Raw genomic sequence first — 24,511 nt, 5'->3', positions numbered from 1 at the left:
TCAGTCTATCACAGTGGCCTCTAGTGGTCTCAGCCACTCAACCTCCACTGGCGTTAAAGCACGCCACTGTCCCGGCTGTAGGTGGGGATCGAGTTCGACAGGGCCAATGGCCTGACGATGCAAATCCACCACCTTGTTCCCCACCGCAGCGAACATCCGCTTCACTTGATGATAGCGCCCTTCATGAATAGTTAACCAGGCCTGATGCGGATGGATGACTTGCAAGGTCGCAGGACGGGTGGTCAGATTTTCATAAGCAAAATAAATGCCTGCACGAAACACTGCCTCTGTCTCTGGCGCAATCGGATCACGCGTGGTAACAAGATAGGTTTTGGGTAGCTCAGATGTCGGCAAAGAAAGAGCACGCGACCAGTGTCCATCATTGGTCAAAAGCAGCAAACCCGTGGTGTTAAAATCTAGCCGACCCGGCAGATGCAAGTGCAGAGCGGCAGCAGGTTCAACCCAATCCATCACGGTCGGGTGGCGTGCATCCTGCGTTGCGCTGACACATCCCTTGGGCTTGTGCAGCATCAGATAGCAGCGTGGCGCACCAGCTTGGAGCGTTTGCCAAGAGCCATCAGCGGCTTGCAGCTCAATCTGGCTCCACTGATCCACCGGATGCAGCCCATCCTGCACGCTTTGGCCCCCGACCCTCACGCGTCCAGCGAGTAAAAGCTGGCGCGCTTTTTGACGACTGAGTTCAGGGCGATGAGTTAAAAAACGATCTAGACGCATATCGGGCTTCGCTAGGCAATCGATGCAGAAGATGAAGATAAGGGCAATAAACAGGCCGCCTGCTCTGGGGTGATCACCCCGCGATAGCGCAACCCCGCCACACCTTGCAAACCGCCGGTATGCCAGAACACCAAACGGCTACGGGGCGGTAAGGGCTGAGTTTGATAATGGCGCAATAAGCCACGCAGGGCTTTGCCGGTGTAGACAGGCTCCACACCCAACCCAAGCTGCGCGCTGGTCTGCACACAAAAATCCAGCAGTTCGGGATCACAACGGGCATAGCCTGCGCCCACCTGATCTGTAATCAGCTGCCAGTTGGTCTGATACGCTGTCCACTCTTGTAGGCGTGCGAATAGGCTTGCATCCTTGACCACCGCCACACCCAGCACCTTGAGCTGAGGATGCCCCAAAGCCAAGCCAGCCAGTGTGCCACCACTGCCCGTGGCTGTGGCGATATGCGTTGCCGGGCCTGCTGGGGTCTGATGTAAGTCCAAACGGGCCACACCCGCCACTGCGGCCGCACTGCTGCCTCCTTCAGGCACCCAAAGGTAATCGGCATAGTCTGATTGGAGCTGGGCAAGAAAAGCTGGATCATGACGTTGGCGATACTGCTGCGGCGTTAAAGCACGCAACACCATGCCCTGTTGATGGCAAAAACTCAGTGTAGGATTCGCCCTATCCAGCGCCTGAAAACTGCGCACCCAGCCCACAGAGGCCAGTCCCAATTGCGCACAGGCCGCTGCGGTGGCCGCCAGATGATTGGAGAAGGCACCGCCGAAGGTCGCCAGTCCGCGACGGCCTTCCGCCAACGCCTGCTGTAAGGGCCGATCCAGCTTGGCCAGCTTGTTCCCTGATAACACACGGCTTGGCTCTTGCAGCTGATAAATCCAACAATCGACCTGCTGCGCCGCCCATTGCGGATGCTGCCAGCGCCGCCAATGCCCACGCTCAGGCGACCACCAGGGCCAGTCTGCTGGCAAAGAAGCCGAAGCCAACATCAGTGATTGCCGTGGCTGGCAGCGACAGCAGAGGTGCAAAAGCAGGCCGGATCTTGCACGACCTGCAGGCTTCGCCAATCGGCACGCAAGGCATCATAGGTGAGCAGGCGACCCACGCTGGGCGTCCCAACCTGCGCCAATAGCTTGAGTGCCTCCACCGCCTGCAGGCTGCCGATCACCCCCACCAGCGGCCCCAGCACACCACTGGTTGAGCAGTTGAGTTCTTCATCTGCGGCCTGCTCATCATACAGGCAGGCATAACAAGGGCTGGCCGCTTGGCGCGGGTCCATCACCAGCAGCTGACCAGAGAAACGAATCGCGGCCCCCGACACCAGCGGGCGACCTTGCTCGACACAAGCACGGTTCACGGCAAAGCGCGTTGAAAAACGATCACTACAATCACACACCAGATCGGCGGCTGCCACCGCCTCGTTCAAAGCCGAACCCGTCAAACGCTGCGCTGAAGTGATCACGCGTGTACTAGAAGATAAGGCCGCCAGACTCAAAGCAGCTGAATCCACCTTTGCCTGCCCGACTTGATCCTCGCGATGAATAATCTGCCGCTGCAGGTTCGTGATATCCACCTGATCATCATCAGCCAGATGCAGTGTGCCCACACCCGCTGCTGCCAGATACATCGCCACTGGAGCGCCCAAGCCACCCGCACCAATGATCAAAACACGGCTATTCAGCAGGCGTTGTTGGCCCAGCACATCCAGCTCAGGCAGTAGAATGTGGCGGCTATAGCGAAGGAGTTGTTCGTCGTTCATATCTTCTCAATATTGCTGCTTCCACTGGCCTGACCAGCCGCTACGAGGGTGCGCTCCCCGCTTGTGCAGGCCGCTAGGCGTGATGGGTTAGCTTTTAGTGGTCTTCAAATTCTTCTAAGGTGGGGACATAAATAGAGGCATCTTCTTTTACCTCCTCCATCACCACATAACTTTTGGATTCTTTTACGCCGGGCAGGGTGAGCACCACATCCCCCAACAGCTGGCGATAGGCGCTCATTTCAGGGATACGACATTTGAGAATATAATCAAACTGGCCTGAGACCAGATGACACTCCTGAATTTGCGGCAAGCGTGCCACGGCCTTACGAAACTCATCAAAAACCGTAGGTGACTGGGTTTCAAGACTCACCTCAACAAACACCAAGAGATTAGCGCGCAGATAACGCGGATTGAGCAGAGCTTTATAGCCTTTGATCACCCCATTCCGCTCAAGGCGTTTCACACGCTCTAGACAAGGGGTAGTCGACAGCCCAACCTTATTGGCGAGGTCGACATAAGAGATACGGGCGTTTTCTTGCAGGGCTTGCAAGATTTTTAGATCGATTTTATCGAGCGCATGCGGCTTGCCGTGTTTCATAATCAGATGACCTTTTTATTGTTGTGCACTGGATACAAAAAGGCGCTCAAGCAAAAAATCTCACTTCTTACGCCCTGTATTTCAGTTTTTTTATCATCTTCTTTGCTGCTTGACCAGCCAATCTCAGTCGAAAGCGCCAATTTGCGCTTAGCCTGCACGCTGTCCTAGCGTGATGCGCCACTGACCAGCCCAATCTCGTTCACTGCGTACCTGCACCAATCCTGCCTGCACAAAAAGTGCGTGCACGGCCTCAGCCTGATCATAGCCATGCTCAACCACCAGCCAACCTTGCGGCGCTAAACGCTGATCACAGGCGGCCAATATCTGCTGATAGGCCGCCAAACCCTGCTGCGCGGCCACCAACGCTGTATGCGGCTCATAACGCAGATCGCCCTGCTCTAAATGTGGATCATCAGCACGAATATAAGGCGGATTACTGACGATCAGATCAAAAACCCCAGCGGGCACGGCCTGCCACCAATCCGACACAGTGATAGAGACCGCTAACTGGTGCGCCAGCGCATTACGTCGCGCCAGCTCCACTGCCTCGGGGATCAGATCGACCGCCTGCACCTGCCAAGCGGGGCGCTCTTTTTTCAACGCCAACGCCAGCGCGCCTGTCCCTGTTCCTAGATCGATCACCTGCGCCTTGGCGGGCAGATCCAGCGCCAGCACTTGCTCCACCAAGGCCTCGGTATCGGCACGCGGAATCAAGGTGGCCGGTGAGACGGCCAAAGCCATCCCCCAGAAGGACCACTCGCCCAACACCCAAGCCAATGGCTCACCTTGGCAGCGGCGCGTCAAATCAGACGCCAGTTGATCGAGCTGAGTTGGAGTCAACTGGGTTTCTGGATAGGTATAAAAATAAGCCCGACCCCGCTTGAGCTGATGTTCAAGCAGGCATTCGGCTTCAAAACGGGCTGCCTCGACCCCCGCCTCCACCAGCCTCTGGGTGGCAGAATTCAGCCAAAGATCCAGCTGCATCCGCTTACTGGGCTCCCATCTGCGCCAGCAACTCGGCCTGCTGCTCACGCGCCAGAGCGCCGACCACCTCGCCTAAATCACCTTGGATAATTTCATCCAGCTTATACAGAGTGAGGTTGATACGGTGATCCGTGACACGCCCCTGCGGGAAGTTGTAGGTGCGTATCCGCTCGGAACGATCACCACTGCCCACCAGGCTGCGGCGCGTATCCGATTGGTTTTTGTGTGCGGCATCTTCGGCCTGCTGCTTCAAGCGCGTGGCCAACCAAGCCATAGCTTTCGCCTTGTTTTTATGCTGCGAACGCTCTTCCTGACATTCGACCACCAGCCCCGTTGGAATATGGGTGATGCGGATTGCCGAATCGGTGGTGTTGACGTGCTGCCCCCCCGCACCAGAGGAGCGATAGGTATCAATACGCAGCTCAGCGGGGTTGATTTCGATCTCGCTCACGGCATCGGCTTCAGGCATCACCGCCACGGTACAGGCAGAAGTATGAATACGCCCTTGCGATTCAGTGGCCGGTACACGCTGCACGCGATGCGCACCAGATTCAAACTTCAGATGGGAATACACATCCTTACCGATAACACGCGAGATAATCTCTTTATAGCCACCCATTTCGCCATGACTGGCGCTGATCACCTCAACCTGCCAGCCCTGCTGCTCGGCATAGCGGCTGTACATACGAAAAAGATCGCCAGCAAAAAGCGCGGCCTCATCTCCGCCTGTTCCAGCACGCACTTCAAGATAGACGTTGCGGCTGTCATTCGGATCACGGGGCAAAAGCAGACGCTGGATCTCGGCTTCCAGCTCAGGCAAAGCGGCTTGTACGCGCTCGATCTCTTCTTCGGCCATCGCGCGCATATCGGCATCGCTATCCTGACGCATCAGCTCAGCTTCTTCCTGCTCGACCAACAGGGCCTGACGCTGCTGATAGGCTTGAATCAAGGGCTCAAGCTCTGCGTATTCAATCGAGAATTGGCGAAACTTATCCTGCTGACCCAGCACTTCTGGATCTGACAGCAGCGCAGACAGCTCTTCAAAACGCTCGGCCAGTTTTTCTAGCCTTTCTAAAAGCGATGTTTTCATCATTTTTACTGATTAAACCTTATGCGTGGAGAAAAAAGGGCAAGGCAGCAGCAGTGCTAAGGCTGCTGGGTTGAGGAGGCCACTGGGGAGGCAGGCTCACTCGGTATTAAATCGCTCAGATTCAGCAGCTCCACTGCCGCACCCAACAGCTCATGACGCTGATCAGCAGAGGCTTCACGCAATTTGAGCGTAGGATGATGCAGCCACTTGTTGGTCAGCTGGCGCGCAAAACGGCGCAAGATTGCCTCGGCATCCTGTCCTTGCTGCAGCTGCTGCAATGCCTGCGCCAGCTCTTGCTGGGCGAGCTGCTCAGCCTGCTGACGAAAGGCACCGATGACACGCCCAGCATCTCTGACTCTTTGCTGGCGCTGATATTCGGCAACGCCCTCAACAATCAGGGTTTCCGCCTGGCGTGCCGCATCGCGGCGAGCCGCCAGATTCTCATCAATGACCTCTTGCAGATCATCCACTGTAAAGAGGTAGATATCCTCCAGCTCACCCACCTGGGGTTCGATATCGCGCGGGACAGCAATATCCACCATAAAGACAGGCTGATGGCGGCGTAGGCGCAAGGCGCGCTCCACCATGCCTTTACCCAGAATTGGCAGAGGAGCCGCGGTTGAACTGATGACGATATCCGCTTTAACGAGCTGATCCGGAATGGCGCTCAAGGCAACGGCTTCCGCCTGCACCTCATCCGCCAGCTGTTTTGCTTTTTCAACCGTTCGGTTGGCAATCACCAGCTCACGCACCCCCGCCTGACGCAGATGCCGAGCAACCAGTTCAATGGTTTCACCTGCGCCGATCAAAAGCGCACGACTGGTGTGCAGATCAGCAAAGATTTTTTGCGCCAGATGCACCGCCGCATAGGCCACAGACACGGGATTCGTGCCTATGCCGGTTTCAGTGCGCACGCGCTTGGCCGTTGCGAAGACTTGCTGAAACAAGGGCTCCATCAAACGCCCCAACAGACCTTGCTGCTTGGCGGTTTCATAGGCTTCTTTAATCTGCCCCAGAATCTGCGGCTCGCCCAGCACGAGAGAATCCAGCCCACTGGCCACACGCATCAAATGACTGATCGCTTGTTGATCTTGATGCAAATAGGTGTAACGTGCGATGTCTTCCAGCGGAATTTGATGAAAATCACTCAGCCAAGTCAGCACGCTGCGCGTTTCTTGCGCGGCCAGCAGCGCATAGATCTCAGTGCGATTACAGGTAGAGACAATCGCCACTTCTTTGATAGTCTGGTGATCTTTGAGGGCAGCACAGGCCGCCTGCATCTGCTCTGGAGGAAAGGCGACGCGCTCACGGATCGCCACTGGGGCGGTTTTGTGATTGATTCCTAAGGCGATCAATTGCATAGGCTGCACTGCGGGCAAGGTCAAACGTCACTCCAAGAAGTCGATCAGCTCGGCTTGGCTTATCAAGTTAAAACAGTGGCCACTCAGCGGCGTGCTTGAATCAAAGCACTTGTTTCAGCAGCACTTTAAAACAATTTAGATGCAGCCGTGAGCCTGCGAAGCGGCTATGATAGCACATAGAAAAAGTACAGGTATGTTCGAATGATCCACTCGCTTCGACTCTTTTTGACGCACCTTCCACTGCTGCTGAGCATGCTGCTGATCCTTGGCTGCGCGACCCCTTCCAGCCCGCCCACTGCTGAGCCAGCACAGATCCGCCCCAAGAATATAGCGCAGGAACCCAGCCAGCTGACTCAGTTGGACCCAAGCCAGTTCCCGGCATACAGTGGCTTGAACCAATCTCTGCTGCTGGCCTTATTAAGCGCCGAGATCGCTGGGCAGCGCTATGCTGTTGATCTGGCGCTTGAGATCTATTTTGAACTCACTCTCGCCACTCGCCATCCGGCTTTGGCTGAGCGCACCACCTGGATCGCGCAGTTTGCAGAGCAGCCTGAAATTGCCCTTGATGCCGCCCTGATCTGGGCCAGTCAAGCAACAGAGAACCCGGATGCGCAGCGCGCGGCGGCCGGCCTATTGCTCCAGAACGAACAATACCTTGATGCTTTTGAGTTTCTCTATCGCTTTGAGCAGCTCGGCGGGGGCAGCAACTACACGCTGCTCGCCAGCTCGATGATCGACAGCCAGCAGCCGGGGATCAGTGATCTTTATCGTCTTTTAGAAGCCGCCACGCCTCATCCAGAAACACCATCCAGTGATTACACTGCTGCGCTGGCCTTACTCAGCTATGAGATGGGCGATCTGAATCAGGCACGCACCCATATTCAGGCCACGCTGAGCAGCGATCCTCGCCATCTGCGCACACTGCAACTCCAGGCTCGACTGCTGCGCGAGACAGGCGAACTCGATCAAGCCCAAGCCCTGCTCAGCCGCGCACTGACTGAGCAGCCGGATCAAATTCATCTCTGGCTTGAGCTGGCCCGTACCCAGCTGGCGGCGCGCCAATATGAAGCCGCAGAGGCCAGTTTTGACCAGCTGATTCAGATTGAGCCAGACCACCCACCCGCCTATCTCGCACTGACCCGTATTCAGCTTGAGCTGGGCGAATATGCCCGCGCCGAACAAACGCTGCTACGTTTGGTTGATCTAGATCCACATCAGGATCAGGCCTGGCTGCTGCTTGGTCAGCTCGCCGAGCGTGAAGATCAAACCCAGCAGGCCCTGCACTACTATCGTCAGGTGGGTGGCGGCCAAGCCTTACTGGATGCCAGTTTTGCCACCCTGCGCCTGCTCGATACACCACAACATACGCCCGAGCTACTGCGTTTCTTACGCCTTAAGCAGGTGCAACACCCAGAACTCGCCCTCGAACTGACCCTAATCGGCGAGTATCGCCTGCGCAGCGAAGCCGCCTATCAGGCCGCGCTCGACTGGCTCGACGAGTCAGCCCAGCGCTTTCCCGAGATCGCATCAAAAAGCGAGCTACTCTATAGTCGCGCCATGCTCTTCTACTTTTTGAATGACCTCAGCGCAATGGAAGCCGAACTACGCGAAATACTGCACCACGAGCCTCACCATGCTCAGGCGCTGAACGCGCTTGGCTATACACTTGTTGATCGCACAGACAGGATTCACGAAGGGCTACTGCTGATTCAACGGGCGCATGCTCTGGATAGCACGGCACCAGAGATACTCGACTCTCTTGGCTGGGCCATGTACCGCCTAGGCCGCTACGAAGAAGCCCGCGAATATCTCGAAGAAGCCTATGCCCGCTTACAAGATGAAGAAATCGCACTCCATCTGATTCATACACTGATGGCGCTGGAGCTACCCGAAGAAGCCCAGACCTTACTTGATCGCCTGCCAGCGAGCCAACCCGCTTCGGCTGATCTAGAAGCACTCTTAGACCAATATCCAGAACTGCGCTATGCCCAACCTGCACACCAAGACAACCCCAGCACATCGCCCACCGAGTAGGAGCGACCACTTGACTAGACCGCATCCTGACCATACCCAGACAGCACAACGCGGGCTGCTGATCGGCCTGATTCTGCTGCTACTGAGCGGCTGCGCCACCCAGACCACACCACTCTCGCCAGCGCCCCATGCCACTGAGCCAAATGCAGCCCTCTGGCACTGGCAACTCCAGGCGCGCACAGCGCTGAGCCACGGCAATGAACGCCAAACCGCCAATCTGGACTGGCAACAACAAGGGCCTGACTATCAGCTGCGCTTATTTGGTCCCTTCGGCCAAGGTGCAGCCTATCTATCTGGCGCACCCTTTTTAGTCACACTGACACTCAGTGATGGCGAACAACACCAAGCCGCAACGCCTGAACAACTGCTCACGCGCGAACTCAACTGGCCACTCCCTTTATCCAACTTGGTTTACTGGGTGCGCGGCCTGCCTGCACCTGGCCCTTATCGCCGCTTAGAAGATCAACAGATCGAACAGGATGGCTGGCAGATCCGCTGGAGTCGTTTCAGCCAGCAAGGTGACTGGCAACTGCCTGGGCTGATCGACCTGCATAATCCACCCCTGAGTATCCGCATGGCCATTCATACCTGGCAACCCGGCCGCCAACAGATGACTGAGGAGCCCAACCCATGACGCCCGCGCTGACTGAGCTCAGTCTGGCTGCACCGGCCAAGCTGAATCTTTTTTTACAGATCACCGGCCAGCGTGCTGATGGCTATCATCAGCTGCAAAGCCTGTTTCAATTTATCGATCTGCATGACACCCTGCACCTGCGATTGCGCCAAGATGGACAAATCCACTTTCACAGCCAGCTCCAGCTTGATGATCCACAAGAAACCAACTTGGTAGTGCGTGCCGCCGAAGCATTAAAAGCCGCAGTGCCGATGGCAAAACGCGCCCAGCTCGGGGTGGATCTTCGGCTGGATAAATGCCTTCCGCTTGGCGGTGGCGTCGGGGGAGGCAGCTCAGATGCGGCCAGCACACTCCTTGGACTGAATCACTTGTGGCAGCTCGGGCTCTCTCTCCAGCAGCTTGCCGCCATCGGCCTGCAACTCGGTGCCGATGTGCCTGTTTTTATTTGGGGCCACAGCGCTTGGGCCGAGGGGATAGGCGAAGAGCTGACACCCTGCTCGCCACCTACACCTCAGTATCTACTTTTTTCTGTCGGGAGCCACTGTCATACAGGCAGGATGTTTGCCGAGGCAGACCTAGAACGCAATAGTCCGCGCTGCCAAGCAGAAGAAGCCCTCCAGCAGCTGGGCCACAATGCATTTGAGCCGATTGCTCGCCGCCTTTATCCCGACATCGAACTGGCTTTTCAATGGTGTCAACGCCATCAACTCCAGCCGGCGCTCACCGGCAGCGGTGCATTAATCTATGCGCCCTTGGCCGAGCCAGCTCTTGGGCCTCAGCTGCAACAGGCTTTCTTGCGCAGCTTCCCACGCGCCCAGGCCTGGATCGCCCAAGGACAAAATCGCTCACTGGCCCACCAACAGCTGGCTGCGCTTGACGCTGCATCTAGCGACTGCGCGCCCCATCCAAGCTGAAGCAGGCCAGTCTAAAAAAAAAGCACATCAAGGGCTTGACGCTCTGATGATCCTTGCTATAATTATGCCCCGAAATGCTGGGGTGTCGCCAAGTGGTAAGGCAGCTGGTTTTGGTCCAGCCATGCGTGGGTTCGAATCCTTCCACCCCAGCCAATCTATTCGAGTGAACAACTCCTCAGGCAGCAATCTCTCGCTGCCTTTTTCTTATCCTCTCAGTTCAATCAGGGTGATCCGGTGTCAAACTTGATGGTGTTTTCGGGCAATGCCAACCCGGAACTAGCACGCAAAGTCGTTGATTGTCTCGATATCCGTATGGGTGATGCGACAGTTGGCCAGTTTAGTGATGGCGAAATTGCGATCGAAATCAACGAGAATGTGCGCGGCAAAGATGTCTTTGTCATTCAATCCACCTGCGCCCCCACCAATGACAACCTGATGGAACTGATTCTGATGGTCGATGCACTGCGTCGTGCGTCCGCCCATCGTATCACGGCCGTTATTCCTTATTTTGGCTATGCCCGCCAAGATCGCCGTGTCCGCTCTGCACGCGTACCTATTTCAGCCAAAGCCATTGCCGATATGATGTGCGCCGCTGGCGTTAACCGCGTGATGACAATGGATCTGCATGCTGATCAGATTCAGGGCTTTTTTGATGTCCCTGTCGATAACATCTATGGCTCACCGATTCTGCTCGACGATATCGAACGTCAGGGTTATGAGAATATGGTTGTCGTCTCCCCCGATGTTGGCGGTGTTGTCCGTGCGCGCGCCATAGCGAAAGAGCTGAACGACACAGATCTGGCGATTATCGATAAGCGTCGCCCACAGGCCAACCAAGCCCAGGTGATGCACATTATCGGTGATATCGAAGGCCGCACCTGTCTGCTGGTCGACGATATGGTCGATACCGCTGGCACACTCTGCAAAGCCGCTGAAGCGCTGAAAAACCGTGGCGCCAAAAAGGTGGTGGCCTATGCGACTCACGCCGTTCTCTCTGGTGCCGCCTTAAGCAACCTGGCTGGCTCAACCCTGGACGAACTGATCGTCACCGATACGATTCCACTGACTGATGAAGCCTTAAAAACAGGCAAAATTCGTCAGCTGACGATTTCTGGATTGCTGGCTGAGGCCGTACGCCGCGTCAGCAACGAAGAATCCATTAGCGCAATGTTCCGCTAAGTTTTCTGCTCCCCTTCGGGAGAACCCATAGCACTGCTCTGCTTGGTCGCGGGCGAGCCGTGTTTTTACCTTTAGCGTCCACGAGGACTCACCATGACACAATTTAAATTTGAAGCTACAGCACGTAACGACCTGGGTAAGGGTGCGAGCCGCCGCCTGCGTCGTGAAAACAAGTACATTCCTGCCATCGTTTATGGCGGTGAAGAAGCGCCACAAAGCATCGCTTTAGAGCAGCGCGAGTTCTACCGCGTTCTGGCCATTGAAGAGTCAGTTTATTCTTCTGTATTGCTGCTCAACATCGATGGCAAAGAGCAACAGGTTGTCATCAAAGACATGCAGCGTCACCCCTTCAAGCCGACTGTCATGCACATGGATTTCCAGCGCGTTGATGCAACACACACAGTCAGCATCCTGGTGCCTTTCCACTTCCTGAACGAAGAAACCTGCGTTGGCGTGAAGCAGCAAGGCGGCATGATCCAACACCTGCTGAACGAAGTTGAAGTGACTGCACTGCCACAGAACCTGCCTGCTTCTATCGATATCGATGTCGCTGAGCTGAAAGAAGGTGAAACCATTCACCTGTCTGATCTGAAACTGCCAGAAGGCGTGAGCATCACTGCTCTGGCCCACGGCGGCGACACTGGCGTTGTCAGCGTACACGCCAAGAAAGGTGGCGCACAAGAAGCTGAAGGTGAAGAAGCCGCTGAATAAGCCGCTCTTTGCAACAAAGACCCAGAGGCCTGATCAGGCTTCTGGGTTTTTTCACATCTATGCGCTGCATTTTGATTGCCCCACTCCCTTTATCCGCTCACTTCTGAGCCCAACACTAAGCACAGTAAGATGACGCTACCGATTAAGCTTCTCGTCGGACTCGGCAACCCAGGTGCTGACTATGCCGCCACCCGCCATAACGCTGGTGCCTGGCTGATAGAAAACCTGGCCGCAGAATTGGGCTGCCAGCTCAAAAGCAGTAAGTTTCACGGCTTACACTGCCAAACCAGCCTGCAAGGACACGCCCTTCACCTGCTGGTGCCAACGACTTTTATGAATCGCAGTGGCCAGGCGATTGCCGCCCTCGCGCACTTTTATAAAATTCTTCCCGAGCAGATTCTGGTGGCACATGACGAGCTCGATCTTCCCGCTGGCGTTGTCCGCCTCAAGAAAGGCGGCGGTCACGGTGGGCATAATGGGCTACGTGACACCATCAGCGCCTTGGGCAACCAAAAAGATTTTTACCGCTTGCGCCTAGGCATAGGTCACCCAGGACACGCCAGCCAAGTCACTGGCTATGTCCTTGGTAAACCACCCAGTGCGGAACGTGAGGCCATAGAAGCGGCGATTCAGGCAACGCGCCAGCATCTGCCGTTGATTCTCGAAGGCCAGTTCAACAAGGCCATGCAAAGCCTGCATGCCTTTCAGGGCTAAAGGCCAAGCCTTCTATTTTATCATTGCGCAGCAGCATCGACTGCCACGCCATCCAGTATCAAGGAGAACATCATGGGTTTTAATTGCGGCATTGTTGGCCTGCCCAACGTTGGTAAATCAACACTCTTCAATGCACTGACACAATCAGGCATAGACGCTGAGAACTTCCCTTTTTGCACCATTGAACCCAATACCGGCATCGTCCCCATGCCCGATCCCCGCCTGGATGTGTTGGCTGAAATCGTCAAACCAGAACGCGTCCTGCCAACCACGATGGAGTTTGTGGATATCGCGGGCTTGGTCGCCGGTGCCTCTAAGGGCGAGGGGCTAGGAAACAAGTTTCTGGCCAATATTCGTGAAACCCAAGCCATCGCGCATGTCGTGCGTTGCTTTGAAGACGAAAACGTGATTCATGTCGCCAATCGCGTTGATCCTGCCAGCGATATAGAAATCATCAATATGGAACTGGCACTGGCCGATTTGGACTCAGTCGAAAAAGGCATTCAAAAGCTGGCCCGCTCTGCAAAAGGTGGCGATAAAGAAGCCATCGCGCAAAAGGAGATTCTTGAGCGCATTCAACCCCATCTCGCAGAAGGCCAACCCCTGCGCAGCTTTGGACTGAGTGAAGCAGAAAAACAGCTGGTGAAAAGCTATGGCTTCCTCACCCTGAAACCCACCATGTATATCGCCAATGTTAACGAAGAAGGCTTTGAGAACAACCCGCACCTCGACACAGTGCGCGCCATCGCTGAGCGTGAGCAGGCGCTGGTTGTCCCCGTCTGTAATAAGATCGAAGCTGAAATCGCTGAACTGGACGACCCAGAAGAAAAGGCCATGTTCCTTGAAAGCATGGGACTGGAAGAGCCAGGCTTAAACCGCGTGATTCGCGCAGGCTACGCACTCCTTGGGCTACAGACCTACTTCACCGCTGGCGTCAAAGAAGTGCGCGCCTGGACAGTCAAGCAAGGCGCAACCGCTCCTGAGGGTGCCGGTGTGATTCATACCGACTTCCAGAAGGGCTTTATCCGCGCTGAAGTGATCGCCTATGAAGACTTTGTGCAGTACAAGGGCGAGCAAGGAGCAAAAGAAGCTGGTAAGTGGCGCTTAGAAGGCAAGGACTACATCATCAAAGATGGTGATGTGATGCACTATCGCTTTAACGTTTAAGCCTGCGCTTTCCGAGCTAAAGTCTTGACACTGGCTGCCTGACTGTTAAAATACGCCCCACTTTGTGCTTCGGCACAAATGGCTATGTAGCTCAGCTGGTTAGAGCACATCACTCATAATGATGGGGTCCCCTGTTCAAATCAGGGCATAGCCACCAAAGAATCAACCCCTTAAGCTTCGGCTTGAGGGGTTTTTTTATGCCTGCCTGCTGAGACTAAAACACCCAAACCAGACTAAAGTGCATAGAGACAAGATGCCAAGCCTTGTATCCTTGATTTTTGGGAGGGTCGTTTATGAAAATACTGGCATCTCTATCACTACTGCTCAGTCTCGCCATCACACCGGCTTGGGCCAGCGTGGTTTGGCAAGGGCATTGCCGTGACCGAACCCCGTTCATCTGGGTCACACCCACGGGCTGCTCTGGGCCAGGCATAGAGGTGATCAATATCGCCATAGAGCGCCTCGGCCATCGCGTTGAATGGAACCCTGTCCCTTGGGCGCGCACCCTTGCCTTTGCAAGAAGCGGTGAGGTGGATTTAATTCCATTACATTCAATGGATGCTGAGCGCGAGGCCTTCCTCGACCCCATTCTGATCGGCTATGCAGAAAGAACACTGCACTTCTTTAAAAACGCCGACAACCCACTCCAAATCAGCCATGCGGATCAACTGAGCAATCTCAGCATTGGTGCCTTGAACTCAAGCTTTTATTCTGAAACCTTTAACCTGTCGATGGCCTCACTCAATATGGTGTTTGTGACCCAGACAGAGCAACTTGTACAAATGCTCCAAGCTGGCTACATCGATCTTGTTGTGACCTCAGAACAACACGGACTGGAGATTTATGAGCAGAGCGCTGGCCTGGCAGCAGTGGCCTACCAGGAAGTCAGCCTGAACGGGCGTTATTTCAGCGTCCCTTTGGGTTCTGCGCACCATCAATATGTGCCAGCGTTACGAGCTGAGATTGAAAAAATGCGTGCCTCTGGTGAGATCACCGAGATTTTTACGCGCTTCGGTGTTGTAGCTCCGGTTTCTGGTCTTGGATTCAAGACAAGAATACCCCACTCTCTTGATTCTTTACCGAACATCATCCCTCAATCCTTCAACCCCATGAGCTGAAGAACCCCAGCAGGAACTTTTGCTCTGCTGAGGAGTCCAGCTTAAGATACGCCCTCGCAACCTTCTTCTGGCTGTTGAATGGATAATCTGATGACCCCAACCCTCTTCTCAACTTCTGCACGCTGGCTCCGACTCGGTTTGATGCTCTTCAGTCTGCTGCTGATCACCCTTGCTGAAGCACAAGCCTCTGCATGGAACAACAATACGCCAGGACGCTTTTCATCCTGGCTCAGCAATGGCAGCAGCCCACAATTCTTACCCGCTGAGCGGGCCTTTCAACCTGAAGCCTGGATTGAAGGCCGTCAAGTTTTTGTACGCTGGAGCATCGAGCCCGGCTACTACCTTTATCAACATAGCCTTGCCTTAGAAAGCGACGCGGACAGCCAGTGGCAGCTCGGCGAGTTGAGCTATGCGCCCAGCATAGCGCACCATGACGAATACTTTGGCGAGAGCCAGGTCTACTATCAGCAGGCAGAGATCCGTGCTGAACTGCAGCCCCAGACGGATCTGGCGCTTGGCCAACCTATCGAGATCACGCTGCGCTACCAAGGCTGTGCGGATGCTGGGCTCTGCTATCCACCTCAACAGCAGCGCCTCAGTCTTGCCTCCAGCGGCTTTGCTGCTGATGCCAACTTGCAGGTTTTTGCAGCCAGCGAGTCGGTTACCAGTTCACGCGCGGCCCCACCAAGCAATACCAGCAGCCAACTGACGGAGCGTCTGGCCTCGAGTTCGGCCTGGGTGATTGTGGCAGTTTTTGTATTGGCCGGTCTGGCCTTAACCTTTACCCCTTGCGTTCTGCCGATGCTGCCTATTCTGAGCGCGATCATTCTTGGCAAGGGCGAAAACCAAGCCCCCCCTTCTGCACGCCGTGGTTTTTTGCTTTCCAGCGCTTACGTCCTGGGGATGGCGCTCACCTATGCCCTGATTGGTTGGCTGGTCGGCTGGTTTGGTGCCGGACTCAACCTGCAAGCCACCCTGCAATCACCTTGGCTGTTAATTCCTTTTGCCCTGCTTTTTGTGTTGCTCGCGCTGGCGATGTTTGGTGTGTGGCAGCTGCGCCTACCCGGCTGGCTTGATCAACGCTTACAAGCACTTCAACAACCCCGTGGCTCCACCTTTTTTCATGTTGCGCTGATGGGGGCCATCTCAACACTGGTGGTCTCACCTTGTCTCACCGCACCCTTGGCGGGGGCACTGGCCTTTATTGCCGCAACCGGTCAAGCCACCACAGGGGCACTGGCCTTATTTGCGATGGGGCTGGGCATGGGGATTCCGCTGATCATCACCGGCACCTTTGGCGCACGCTGGCTACCCAAAGCAGGCGCATGGATGAATCAAGTCAAACATTTCTTTGGCTTCTTACTGCTGGTGGTCGCGCTCTGGCTGGTTGACCGTTTGCTACCACCAAGTGTATCGCTGATCGCCTGGGGGGTTCTCCTTCTGGCCGCTGCCTTGGCTTTAGGTGCCCTGCACTGGCAGCAAAGACAAGGCTGGGCCTTGGTTCGTTTGACGCTGGCCATTAGCCTGCTGGTGTATGCCCTCAGCCTCATGATCGGCGGTCTATCAGGAAGCCAAAGCCTGCAACAACCCTTAGCCGGACTCACATCCTCAAGCAGCCATTCAGCGGCCGCGCCACCAGCACCTCGACTGAACAGTCTTGATCAGCTAGAACAGCTCATCAGCCAGCAGGCAAATCAAATGCTGCTGATCGATTTTTATGCTGACTGGTGTATTTCATGTCGGATTATGGACACGCAGGTGTTTCCACAACCTGAGATCCAAGAGCAGCTTAATCATATTCAACGCGTGAAGTTTGATCTGACCCAGATCGATCCGGCTACCCGCCAGTGGCTGCAAGAATATGAGGTTTTTGGCCCACCCACATTTATGTTCTTCTATCAAGGTGAAGAGTGGCGTGATTGGCGAGTCGTCGGTGAGATGAACACCCGCCAGCTTAGTACACATCTTCAGGCGCTGAATCAGGCTTGGCGCTGATCACACCCGACGCGCCCCTTGCTGCGAAATCCAGCAAACGGGCGTTTAAATTCGGAAAAAAGTCAACAAACTGTCATCGATGCCTAGACAAAAAGTACGACTTTAGGCACACTTTATTGAATCTGCTGCCTCAAGTCGTCTTTGACGACTTTTTTCTTTATAAGGGCAGTAGATCGCAGCATTTTTTTACACTTGATTGCATTTAACCTCTGGTTTCTGAGCGCCGCCTTCATCATGACTAAAATTTTGTTGTTACAAGGGCCTAATCTCAACCTGCTCGGCACCCGCGAGCCTGATGTCTATGGCAAAGAAACACTCGAAACCATCCATCTGCGCTTGCAGCATCAAGCCCTGACACTCGGTGTACAGCTTGAATGCTATCAAAGCAATGCCGAACATCAGCTGCTGGATAAGATCCATCAAGCCCGCGCAGAGCAGGTCGATTTTATTCTGATCAATCCAGCCGCTTTTACCCATACCAGCGTGGCACTGCGCGATGCGCTGGCCGGTGTGGGAATTCCGTTTATTGAAATCCATCTGTCGAATGTTCATGCGCGCGAGCCGTTTCGACGCCATTCCTATTTCTCAGATCTTGCCGAGGGCGTCATTTGCGGCCTTGGCAGCTTAGGCTATGACCTGGCCTTACAAGCCGCCTATCAGCGGTGTGAGCAGCACATTTCATCTTAACTAATAACTAACGATCATTGCAGAGAGTTGAAAAATGGATATTCGTAAAGTCAAAAAACTGATTGAACTCCTTGAAGAGTCCAACATTAGCGAAATCGAGATCAAAGAAGGCGAAGAAGCGGTGCGGATTAGCCGTTATAGCGCACCACCCGCTGCACCTTATTATGCACCTGCCGCCGCTCCAGTAGCCGCTGCACCTGTTGCAGCCGCAGCGACACCCGCAGCTGAAGCCCCAGCACCTGTTGCCAGTGGCCACCAAGTGCTGTCTCCCATGGTCGGCACCTTCTATCGCTCACCCGCTCCTGGTGCCAGCGCCTTTATTGAAGTTGGCAAGGCAGTTAAAAAAGGCGACACCCTGTGTATCGTTGAAGCCATGAAAATGATGAATCAGATTGAAGCCGATAAAGATGGCGTAGTCGAAGCCATTCTGGTGGAAGATGGACAGCCTGTTGAGTTTGATCAGCCGCTGGTGGTTCTGGTTTAAGCCACTGCCCAACTGTCTTTCCATCTTGCTGCTGCGGCATTTCGGTGCCGCATCGAGGGATCACCATGCTTGAAAAAGTCGTTATTGCCAACCGCGGTGAAATTGCACTGCGTATCCTGCGTGCCTGCCGTGAACTTGGCATCAAAACTGTCGCCGTCCACTCTAAAGCGGATCGTGATTTAATGCATGTGCGTCTGGCTGATGAGGCGGTGTGTATCGGCCCTGCCCCTTCGACCCAGTCCTATCTGAATATTCCTGCGCTGATTGCCGCCTGTGAAGTCACAGATGCCACGGCCATTCATCCTGGCTATGGCTTCTTGGCAGAAAATGCCGACTTTGCAGAGCAAGTTGAGCGCTCTGGTTTTATCTTTATTGGCCCCAAGGCAGAAACCATCCGCTTGATGGGCGACAAGGTTTCTGCGATTGCCGCCATGAAAAAAGCGGGTGTACCCACCGTCCCAGGTTCTGACGGCCCACTGCCCGATGATGGTGATTACATCCTCAGCATGGCACGCAAAATCGGTCTACCCGTGATTATCAAAGCGGCCGCTGGTGGTGGTGGACGCGGTATGCGCGTGGTTCACACTGAAGGCGCGCTTTTAAATGCCGTGCATGTCACCAAAACCGAAGCCAAGGCCGCTTTTGGCGATGGCACTGTGTATATGGAGAAGTTCCTTGAGAACCCTCGCCATGTTGAGGTGCAGGTTTTGGCAGACGGCCAGGGTAATGCCGTACACCTTTATGACCGTGATTGCTCCTTGCAGCGCCGCCATCAGAAGGTTATTGAGGAAGCGCCTGCCCCCCTGTTAGATGAAGAAGCACGTCGCCAGGTACTCAAAGCCTGTGTCGAAGCCTGTAAAACCATCAATTATCGTGGTGCAGGCACCTTTGAGTTCCTCTACGAAGATGGGCGCTTCTATTTTATCGAGATGAACACCCGCGTGCAGGTAGAGCACCCAGTGACAGAGATGGTCACTGGTGTGGATATCGTCAAGGAGCAATTGATGATTGCCTCGGGTCAGCCTTTGCGCCTGCGCCAAGAGAACATCCAAGTGATGGGCCATGCTTTTGAGTGCCGGATTAACGCTGAAGATCCGAAAAACTTCCTTCCTTCTCCGGGTAAGATCACGCTGTTTCACGCGCCTGGTGGCTTAGGTGTGCGTATGGATTCGCATATCTACAGCGGCTACACCGTACCGCCTCACTATGACTCGTTGATTGGCAAGCTGATCACCTGGGGTGTGGATCGCGAAGCCGCACTCACCCGTATGCGTGGCTCTTTAGATGAACTGCTGGTCGAAGGGATCAAAACCAATACCGATCTGCATAAAGATCTGGTGCGGGATACCCATTTCGAACGAGGTGGCGTCAATATCCACTATCTGGAAAAGAAACTCAGCCTCTAGGCTAAGCTTGTCTTTTTCCATCCGCTGCCTGTCTGGTCATCATGCCAGCAGGCAGTTTTTCTTTAATGCCCCTCTGTTGCTGAAAGGAACCTCTTCCATGTCCTGGCTACAAATCAAAACCCTGATCCACCCTGAGCAAGCAGAAGCGCTGGAAACCTGGCTGCTCGAAGCGGGGGCCTGCGCCATCACCCTCACTGATGCCGAAGACAATCCGGTTTTTGAACCCATCCGTGGCACCACGCCCCTCTGGCAGCTCACCCAGCTGACTGGACTCTATGATGGCACGATGGATATAGACCGCTTGCAACAGGCTCTGGCCGCCGACTGGGCTGAGCGCTTTGCCGATCAACCTCAGCCACAACTGCATGTCGAGATTTTGGAAGACAAGGACTGGATTCGCGAGTGGATGGATTCCTTCCATCCTCTGCAAATGGGCTCGCGCCTGTGGGTGGTGCCTAGCTGGAGAACCGCGCCTCAGCCAGAGGCGGTCAACCTGATTCTTGATCCAGGTCTGGCTTTTGGCACAGGGACGCACCCAACAACCGCGCTCTGCCTCCAATGGCTGGACGGTCTGGATTTACGCAACAAAAGTCTGCTTGATTTTGGTTGCGGCTCTGGCATTCTTGGTATCGCAGGTTTACTGCTCGGTGCAGATCAGGCGTGGGGCATCGATATCGATCCACAGGCCCTGCAAGCCAGCCACAGTAACGCTGAGCGAAATCAAATCGATCTGACGCGCTTTCCGGTTTACTTTCCGGAACAAGCACCACAAGTCACCTGTGATGTGCTGGTCGCCAATATTCTTGCTGGGCCACTGATTGATCTTGCTCCCTTGCTGGCCAAGCAGGTCAAAAACGGCGGACTGATGGCGCTTTCTGGTATTCTGGCGCATCAAGCTGAAGCAGTCAGCCAAGCCTACCAGCCTTGGTTTGATCTTGACCCAATTCAGGAGCGCGATGGCTGGATCCGCATCACAGGAACACGACGCGCTGAACAAGACTCTTAACCCAACAGAGACGAGATATGGAGATGAATGCGCACACCAAGCTGGCTCGCTGCCCCCATTGCGGCAGTACCTTCTCGGCGACCGAAGCCATTTTAGAGCAGGCTTTTGGTGCAGTGCGCTGCGGTGAGTGCTTAAAGATTTTTAATGCCTACCATCATCTTCTGCTCGTCGATGCCCCCGTCGAGCAAGAGCTGCATTCGGCGACAGCTTCATCGACAGCCGATATCAACTTATCGACAACCTCAGTCCACAGTGAACATTGGGCCGAACCAGCTGGACCCAGCTCCGCAGGCGCTCTGACTGCCTCTCACACTCAAGTCGAGCACAAGGGCGCTCAGGCATTCAGCACCGAGCTTTTCGCTAACGAGCCAGAAGCTGCTGAGACAAGTCAAACAGAGGCCAGCGATACTGAGCCACTGAGCACGGAAGCCCGCCCTCCAAGCGCCCAGCCCGCGCCTTGGATGGCCAGCGCACGTCACTGGTGGCAGTCTCAGATGCGTCCACATCCTTGGCGCTGGGGAGTAGGGGCACTTTTGGCCCTGGTGCTGCTGGTTGGACTGAGCCAACTGTCCTTCACTCCCGCTAATCCTTATCTGCTGCGCGAGGTACGCTTTGCACCCAGTCAAGAAGCAGGCTGGCTGCAAGTGGAATTTGAGTTGAGCAACCCGGGCGGACGCACACTCCCCCTACCTGCGCTCCAGGTCGATTTACTCAACCTGAGCCAGCAGAGTCTCAGCAGTCAGCGCTTTAGCCCTGATGATCTGCGACTGAATCAACAACAGCTTGAACCCGGAACCGCCGTCATGATTCAACTTCAGGTTCAGCGGCCGCGCACACTGGTGCATTCAGTGCGTGTGACGGCTGAATAGAGTTTTTAGTCAGATGCCTTTTACCCTGTCGCCGAAAGGGGTAAAATGCACGCCCTTTGCACTGGCAACCCTGACACAATGAACGGCAAGACTCAGATTGGCTTTTCAATCGGCCCTTATCCTATAGAGAATGGCCTGGTACTCGCCCCTATGGCGGGGGTGACAGATGCGCCTTTTCGCGCCCTGTGTCGCCAACAAGGTGCTGGTCTGACGGTCGCTGAAATGGTCACGGCAGATCAAACGCTCTGGCATACCCGTAAATCCCGCTTGCGCCTGCCTCATCTCGATGAGCCAGAGCCACGGATGATTCAGATTGCGGGGGCTGATCCACAGATGCTGGCCGAAGCCGCCCAAGCCAATGTTGCGCTAGGCGCGCAAATCATCGATATCAATATGGGCTGCCCAGCCAAAAAAGTCTGCAAAAAAGCAGCGGGGTCAGCGCTGATGCGCGATCCTAAGCTGGTTGAGCAGATACTGCATCAGGTGGTGCGCGCGGTCGATGTGCCTGTCACCTTAAAAATGCGTACGGGTTGGTCAGCCAGCGAACGCAATGCGGTTGCCATCGCTAAGATTGCTGAGCAAGAAGGGATTCAAGCGCTCACCGTGCATGGGCGCACACGAGAAGACAAGTTTCAGGGTGAGGCAGAATACGCCACGCTGGCGGAAGTCGTGCAGGCGGTGGGGATTCCCGTCATCGCCAATGGGGATATCACTTCAGCGCGTAAAGCGCAGGAAGTGCTCCAACTGACCCAAGCACAAGGCTTGATGCTGGGACGCGCTGCGCAGGGACGGCCGTGGATTTTCAATCAGATACATCACTATCTTGCCCAAGGCGAAGAACAGCAAGACCCCAGCCTGGCCGAGCAAGAGCAGATGATTTGCACGCATTTACAAGGCTTGTATGCCACCTATGGTGATATAATGGGCGTACGCATTGCCCGCAAACATCTTGGCTGGTACCTGAAGGAGCAGGGACAAGCTGAACGTCGCCATGCCTTTAACCTGCTTGACAGCCCCGAAGCACAACGCCTTTGGGTTGCTGAACAGATGAACCTACTACAAAGAATGAAACACTGTGACTGAAACCAGCAATATCCATTCAAGCCCGACAGAACAACCCCGTCCGTTACGTGAAAGCGTGATGGCCGCCCTTGACCAGTATTTTGTCCAGCTGGAAGGGCAGCCGGTGAACAATCTGTATGACATGGTGCTTGAAGAGGTTGAAGCCCCCCTCTTAGAAGCCGTGATGCGCTATACCGAGCACAACCAAACCAAGGCCTCCAATCTGCTTGGACTCAATCGCGGCACCCTGCGCAAAAAACTCAAGCAATATAATCTTCTCTAAGCTGCCGAAGGAGCTTTAGGTCTATGCCTACCTCTCAACTTGCCCCCCTGCGTCGTGCGCTGATCAGCGTTTCGGATAAAACAGGAATCGTCGAATTCGCCCGCGCCTTGGCTGAGCGTGGCGTCCACCTGCTCTCTACTGGCGGGACTTTCAAGCTACTGCAAGCAGAGCAGATTCCGGTCACTGAGGTTTCTGAACACACAGGTTTTCCGGAAATGATGGATGGCCGCGTAAAAACCCTGCACCCTAAAATTCACGGGGGCATCCTGGGTCGACGCGGACAGGATGATGCAGTGATGGCCGAGCATGGCATTGATCCGATTGATCTGGTCGTCGTCAACCTCTATCCCTTCCAGCAAACCATTGACCGGGATGATTGCACCCTCGAACTGGCAATTGAAAATATCGATATCGGCGGCCCAACCATGGTGCGTTCTTGCGCCAAGAACCATGCGCACACCACGATTGTGGTGAACAGCACTGACTATGAGACCATCCTTGCTGAAATGGATGCCCATCAAGGCCAGATCAGCGGCGCAACTCGCTTTGATCTTGCCGTGAAGGCTTTTGAGCACACCGCAGCCTATGATGGCGCCATCGCCAACTACTTGGGTCGCCGTGTAGAAGGGGGTAATGAGGACTTCCCACGCACCTTTAATAGCCAGTTTGTGAAGCGCCAAGAAATGCGCTACGGCGAAAACCCTCATCAAAAAGCCGCTTTTTATGTAGAAGCGCAACAAAGCGAATCGAGCGTATCCAGTGCCGTGTCTTTGCAGGGCAAGGCCTTGTCCTACAACAATATTGCCGATACTGATGCCGCCTTTGAGTGCGTCAAAGCCTTCCAAGAACCCGCCTGTGTGATAGTCAAACATGCCAATCCCTGTGGTGTGGCGGTGGATCAGGATCTATGCAGCGCTTATGATCGCGCCTTTAAAACAGACCCCACCAGCGCCTTTGGCGGCATTCTGGCCTTTAACCGCACACTTGATGCCTTAACTGCGCGCACTATTGTTGAACGCCAGTTTGCTGAGGTGATTATTGCCCCTGGTATTGAAAAAGCCGCACAGGAAATCCTTGCTACCAAGCCTAACCTGCGCGTATTGGATGCCAGCGCCTTCTGGCCAGGTGAAGATCAGGTCGCGCTGGATTTCAAACGCGTTACTGGCGGCCTGCTGGTGCAGGATAAAGACCTGGGTGTGGTCGCTGAAGATGATCTTAAGGTGGTCACTGAGCGCGCCCCAACCGAACAAGAGCTGAAAGATCTGGCTTTTGCCTGGAAGGTTGCCAAGTATGTGAAATCCAACGCGATTGTTTATGCCAAACAGGGCATGACCATCGGTGTCGGCGCAGGGCAGATGAGCCGCGTCTACTCAGCCAAAATTGCGGGCATCAAGGCCGCTGATGAAGGCTTAGAGGTCGCGGGTTCGGTGATGGCCTCTGATGCCTTCTTCCCCTTCCGTGATGGGATAGATGCGGCAGCAGCAGCCGGCATCACTGCGGTAATCCAGCCAGGTGGTTCCATGCGGGATGAGGAAGTCATCCAAGCTGCGAATGAAGCCGGTATTGCGATGGTCTTCACTGGCATGCGCCATTTTAGACACTAGGCCAAACCTGCCCAGCACAACCCGCCCCCGTGGCGGGTTTGTTTTTTTGCCGCCCGCCGCTTCTTGATCTGTGCGATAAGAAGCCTTATAAGCTTTGTTGAATTGATC

24 protein-coding genes and 2 tRNA genes are annotated in these 24,511 nt (G+C 54.9%); 19 read left to right on the top strand and 7 right to left on the bottom strand.

Features of this window, described 5'->3' with window-relative positions; genetic code table 11:
- The 7 genes from V6U78_RS09875 to hemA all read right to left on the bottom strand — a co-directional run bounded on the left by V6U78_RS09875 (position 1) and on the right by hemA (position 6,536).
- The gene (locus tag V6U78_RS09875; protein ID WP_405339950.1) at positions 1–735 is read right to left on the bottom strand and encodes a pseudouridine synthase; all 735 of its coding nucleotides are present in this window, start codon (positions 733–735) and stop codon (positions 1–3) included.
- 11 nt (positions 736–746) lie between these two features.
- Positions 747–1,733: a 1-aminocyclopropane-1-carboxylate deaminase/D-cysteine desulfhydrase gene (locus tag V6U78_RS09870; protein WP_405339947.1), complete on the bottom strand. Its 987-nt coding sequence runs from the start codon at positions 1,731–1,733 to the stop codon at positions 747–749.
- The gene (locus tag V6U78_RS09865; RefSeq protein ID WP_405339944.1) at positions 1,733–2,503 is read right to left on the bottom strand and encodes a HesA/MoeB/ThiF family protein; all 771 of its coding nucleotides are present in this window, start codon (positions 2,501–2,503) and stop codon (positions 1,733–1,735) included. The genes V6U78_RS09870 and V6U78_RS09865 overlap by 1 nt, the downstream gene beginning before the upstream one ends.
- A gap of 94 nt (positions 2,504–2,597) precedes the next feature.
- A complete protein-coding gene (gene lrp, locus V6U78_RS09860) occupies positions 2,598–3,101 on the bottom strand; it encodes a leucine-responsive transcriptional regulator Lrp (RefSeq protein WP_405339941.1) in 504 nt (167 codons plus the stop codon).
- 147 nt (positions 3,102–3,248) lie between these two features.
- Complete coding sequence (prmC, locus tag V6U78_RS09855) at positions 3,249–4,085, bottom strand: peptide chain release factor N(5)-glutamine methyltransferase (protein WP_405339939.1); 837 nt, start codon at positions 4,083–4,085, stop codon at positions 3,249–3,251.
- A 4-nt stretch (positions 4,086–4,089) separates the two neighbouring features.
- A complete protein-coding gene (gene prfA, locus V6U78_RS09850) occupies positions 4,090–5,175 on the bottom strand; it encodes a peptide chain release factor 1 (protein WP_405340159.1) in 1,086 nt (361 codons plus the stop codon).
- A 56-nt stretch (positions 5,176–5,231) separates the two neighbouring features.
- Positions 5,232–6,536, bottom strand: a complete 1,305-nt coding sequence (hemA, locus tag V6U78_RS09845; protein ID WP_405340156.1) for a glutamyl-tRNA reductase — start codon at positions 6,534–6,536, stop codon at positions 5,232–5,234.
- A 201-nt stretch (positions 6,537–6,737) separates the two neighbouring features.
- Here hemA and V6U78_RS09840 point away from each other — a divergent pair, with 201 nt between their 5' ends.
- From V6U78_RS09840 to purH, 19 genes are all read left to right on the top strand, one after another.
- Entirely contained in the window at positions 6,738–8,570 is a 1,833-nt protein-coding gene (locus V6U78_RS09840) for a tetratricopeptide repeat protein (protein ID WP_405339936.1), read from the top strand.
- A gap of 10 nt (positions 8,571–8,580) precedes the next feature.
- The gene (gene lolB / locus V6U78_RS09835; protein WP_405339933.1) at positions 8,581–9,204 is read left to right on the top strand and encodes a lipoprotein insertase outer membrane protein LolB; all 624 of its coding nucleotides are present in this window, start codon (positions 8,581–8,583) and stop codon (positions 9,202–9,204) included.
- Entirely contained in the window at positions 9,201–10,118 is a 918-nt protein-coding gene (gene ispE, locus V6U78_RS09830) for a 4-(cytidine 5'-diphospho)-2-C-methyl-D-erythritol kinase (protein WP_405339930.1), read from the top strand. Before lolB ends, ispE begins: the two co-directional genes overlap by 4 nt.
- 78 nt (positions 10,119–10,196) lie before the next feature.
- A tRNA-Gln gene (locus V6U78_RS09825) sits at positions 10,197–10,271 on the top strand.
- Between the two features lie 81 nt (positions 10,272–10,352).
- Positions 10,353–11,297 carry a ribose-phosphate pyrophosphokinase gene (locus V6U78_RS09820; protein ID WP_405339928.1) on the top strand — a complete coding sequence of 315 codons (945 nt, stop codon included), beginning with the start codon at positions 10,353–10,355 and terminating at the stop codon, positions 11,295–11,297.
- Between the two features lie 93 nt (positions 11,298–11,390).
- Entirely contained in the window at positions 11,391–12,008 is a 618-nt protein-coding gene (locus V6U78_RS09815) for a 50S ribosomal protein L25/general stress protein Ctc (protein ID WP_405339925.1), read from the top strand.
- Positions 12,009–12,137: 129 nt separating this feature from the next.
- Positions 12,138–12,722, top strand: coding sequence for an aminoacyl-tRNA hydrolase (pth, locus tag V6U78_RS09810; RefSeq protein WP_405339922.1), 585 nt, complete (start codon positions 12,138–12,140; stop codon positions 12,720–12,722).
- 72 nt (positions 12,723–12,794) lie between these two features.
- Complete coding sequence (ychF, locus tag V6U78_RS09805; RefSeq protein ID WP_405339919.1) at positions 12,795–13,889, top strand: redox-regulated ATPase YchF; 1,095 nt, start codon at positions 12,795–12,797, stop codon at positions 13,887–13,889.
- Positions 13,890–13,969: 80 nt separating this feature from the next.
- A tRNA-Met gene (locus tag V6U78_RS09800) sits at positions 13,970–14,046 on the top strand.
- A 136-nt stretch (positions 14,047–14,182) separates the two neighbouring features.
- Complete coding sequence (locus tag V6U78_RS09795) at positions 14,183–15,007, top strand: substrate-binding periplasmic protein (protein WP_405339916.1); 825 nt, start codon at positions 14,183–14,185, stop codon at positions 15,005–15,007.
- A gap of 90 nt (positions 15,008–15,097) precedes the next feature.
- Positions 15,098–17,002, top strand: coding sequence for a protein-disulfide reductase DsbD (gene dsbD / locus V6U78_RS09790; protein ID WP_405339913.1), 1,905 nt, complete (start codon positions 15,098–15,100; stop codon positions 17,000–17,002).
- Between the two features lie 234 nt (positions 17,003–17,236).
- Positions 17,237–17,689 (top strand): type II 3-dehydroquinate dehydratase, encoded by a 453-nt coding sequence (gene aroQ / locus V6U78_RS09785; RefSeq protein WP_405339910.1) that lies wholly within the window; start codon positions 17,237–17,239, stop codon positions 17,687–17,689.
- 34 nt (positions 17,690–17,723) lie between these two features.
- Positions 17,724–18,173 carry an acetyl-CoA carboxylase biotin carboxyl carrier protein gene (gene accB / locus V6U78_RS09780; protein WP_405339907.1) on the top strand — a complete coding sequence of 150 codons (450 nt, stop codon included), beginning with the start codon at positions 17,724–17,726 and terminating at the stop codon, positions 18,171–18,173.
- A gap of 65 nt (positions 18,174–18,238) precedes the next feature.
- The gene (gene accC, locus V6U78_RS09775; RefSeq protein WP_405339904.1) at positions 18,239–19,579 is read left to right on the top strand and encodes an acetyl-CoA carboxylase biotin carboxylase subunit; all 1,341 of its coding nucleotides are present in this window, start codon (positions 18,239–18,241) and stop codon (positions 19,577–19,579) included.
- 97 nt (positions 19,580–19,676) lie between these two features.
- Positions 19,677–20,585 (top strand): 50S ribosomal protein L11 methyltransferase, encoded by a 909-nt coding sequence (gene prmA / locus V6U78_RS09770; RefSeq protein ID WP_405339901.1) that lies wholly within the window; start codon positions 19,677–19,679, stop codon positions 20,583–20,585.
- A 17-nt stretch (positions 20,586–20,602) separates the two neighbouring features.
- A complete protein-coding gene (locus V6U78_RS09765; protein ID WP_405339898.1) occupies positions 20,603–21,454 on the top strand; it encodes a DUF3426 domain-containing protein in 852 nt (283 codons plus the stop codon).
- Positions 21,455–21,532: 78 nt separating this feature from the next.
- Positions 21,533–22,537 carry a tRNA dihydrouridine synthase DusB gene (dusB, locus tag V6U78_RS09760; protein ID WP_405339895.1) on the top strand — a complete coding sequence of 335 codons (1,005 nt, stop codon included), beginning with the start codon at positions 21,533–21,535 and terminating at the stop codon, positions 22,535–22,537.
- Positions 22,530–22,799 carry a DNA-binding transcriptional regulator Fis gene (fis, locus tag V6U78_RS09755; RefSeq protein WP_405339892.1) on the top strand — a complete coding sequence of 90 codons (270 nt, stop codon included), beginning with the start codon at positions 22,530–22,532 and terminating at the stop codon, positions 22,797–22,799. Before dusB ends, fis begins: the two co-directional genes overlap by 8 nt.
- A gap of 23 nt (positions 22,800–22,822) precedes the next feature.
- Positions 22,823–24,403 (top strand): bifunctional phosphoribosylaminoimidazolecarboxamide formyltransferase/IMP cyclohydrolase, encoded by a 1,581-nt coding sequence (gene purH, locus V6U78_RS09750; RefSeq protein ID WP_405339890.1) that lies wholly within the window; start codon positions 22,823–22,825, stop codon positions 24,401–24,403.
- The last annotated feature ends 108 nt before the right edge of the window (positions 24,404–24,511 follow it).

This window comes from Marinospirillum alkalitolerans, from assembly GCF_045055655.1.
In the GTDB taxonomy this organism is placed as follows: Bacteria; Pseudomonadota; Gammaproteobacteria; order Pseudomonadales; family Halomonadaceae; genus Marinospirillum; species Marinospirillum alkalitolerans.
The sequence above is the reverse complement of the archived record's forward strand: the minus strand, read 5'-3'. Positions and strand labels throughout refer to the sequence as shown.

Coding starts and splice junctions, on each gene's coding strand:
- V6U78_RS09875 (WP_405339950.1), bottom strand. CDS start 735: ATGCGTCTAGATCGTTTTTTAACTCATCGCCCTGAACTCAGTCGTCAA.
- V6U78_RS09870 (WP_405339947.1), bottom strand. CDS start 1,733: ATGTTGGCTTCGGCTTCTTTGCCAGCAGACTGGCCCTGGTGGTCGCCT.
- V6U78_RS09865 (WP_405339944.1), bottom strand. CDS start 2,503: ATGAACGACGAACAACTCCTTCGCTATAGCCGCCACATTCTACTGCCT.
- lrp (WP_405339941.1), bottom strand. CDS start 3,101: ATGAAACACGGCAAGCCGCATGCGCTCGATAAAATCGATCTAAAAATC.
- prmC (WP_405339939.1), bottom strand. CDS start 4,085: ATGCAGCTGGATCTTTGGCTGAATTCTGCCACCCAGAGGCTGGTGGAG.
- prfA (WP_405340159.1), bottom strand. CDS start 5,175: ATGAAAACATCGCTTTTAGAAAGGCTAGAAAAACTGGCCGAGCGTTTT.
- hemA (WP_405340156.1), bottom strand. CDS start 6,536: ATGCAATTGATCGCCTTAGGAATCAATCACAAAACCGCCCCAGTGGCG.
- V6U78_RS09840 (WP_405339936.1), top strand. CDS start 6,738: ATGATCCACTCGCTTCGACTCTTTTTGACGCACCTTCCACTGCTGCTG.
- ispE (WP_405339930.1), top strand. CDS start 9,201: ATGACGCCCGCGCTGACTGAGCTCAGTCTGGCTGCACCGGCCAAGCTG.
- V6U78_RS09815 (WP_405339925.1), top strand. CDS start 11,391: ATGACACAATTTAAATTTGAAGCTACAGCACGTAACGACCTGGGTAAG.
- pth (WP_405339922.1), top strand. CDS start 12,138: ATGACGCTACCGATTAAGCTTCTCGTCGGACTCGGCAACCCAGGTGCT.
- ychF (WP_405339919.1), top strand. CDS start 12,795: ATGGGTTTTAATTGCGGCATTGTTGGCCTGCCCAACGTTGGTAAATCA.
- V6U78_RS09795 (WP_405339916.1), top strand. CDS start 14,183: ATGAAAATACTGGCATCTCTATCACTACTGCTCAGTCTCGCCATCACA.
- dsbD (WP_405339913.1), top strand. CDS start 15,098: ATGACCCCAACCCTCTTCTCAACTTCTGCACGCTGGCTCCGACTCGGT.
- aroQ (WP_405339910.1), top strand. CDS start 17,237: ATGACTAAAATTTTGTTGTTACAAGGGCCTAATCTCAACCTGCTCGGC.
- accB (WP_405339907.1), top strand. CDS start 17,724: ATGGATATTCGTAAAGTCAAAAAACTGATTGAACTCCTTGAAGAGTCC.
- accC (WP_405339904.1), top strand. CDS start 18,239: ATGCTTGAAAAAGTCGTTATTGCCAACCGCGGTGAAATTGCACTGCGT.
- prmA (WP_405339901.1), top strand. CDS start 19,677: ATGTCCTGGCTACAAATCAAAACCCTGATCCACCCTGAGCAAGCAGAA.
- V6U78_RS09765 (WP_405339898.1), top strand. CDS start 20,603: ATGGAGATGAATGCGCACACCAAGCTGGCTCGCTGCCCCCATTGCGGC.
- dusB (WP_405339895.1), top strand. CDS start 21,533: ATGAACGGCAAGACTCAGATTGGCTTTTCAATCGGCCCTTATCCTATA.
- purH (WP_405339890.1), top strand. CDS start 22,823: ATGCCTACCTCTCAACTTGCCCCCCTGCGTCGTGCGCTGATCAGCGTT.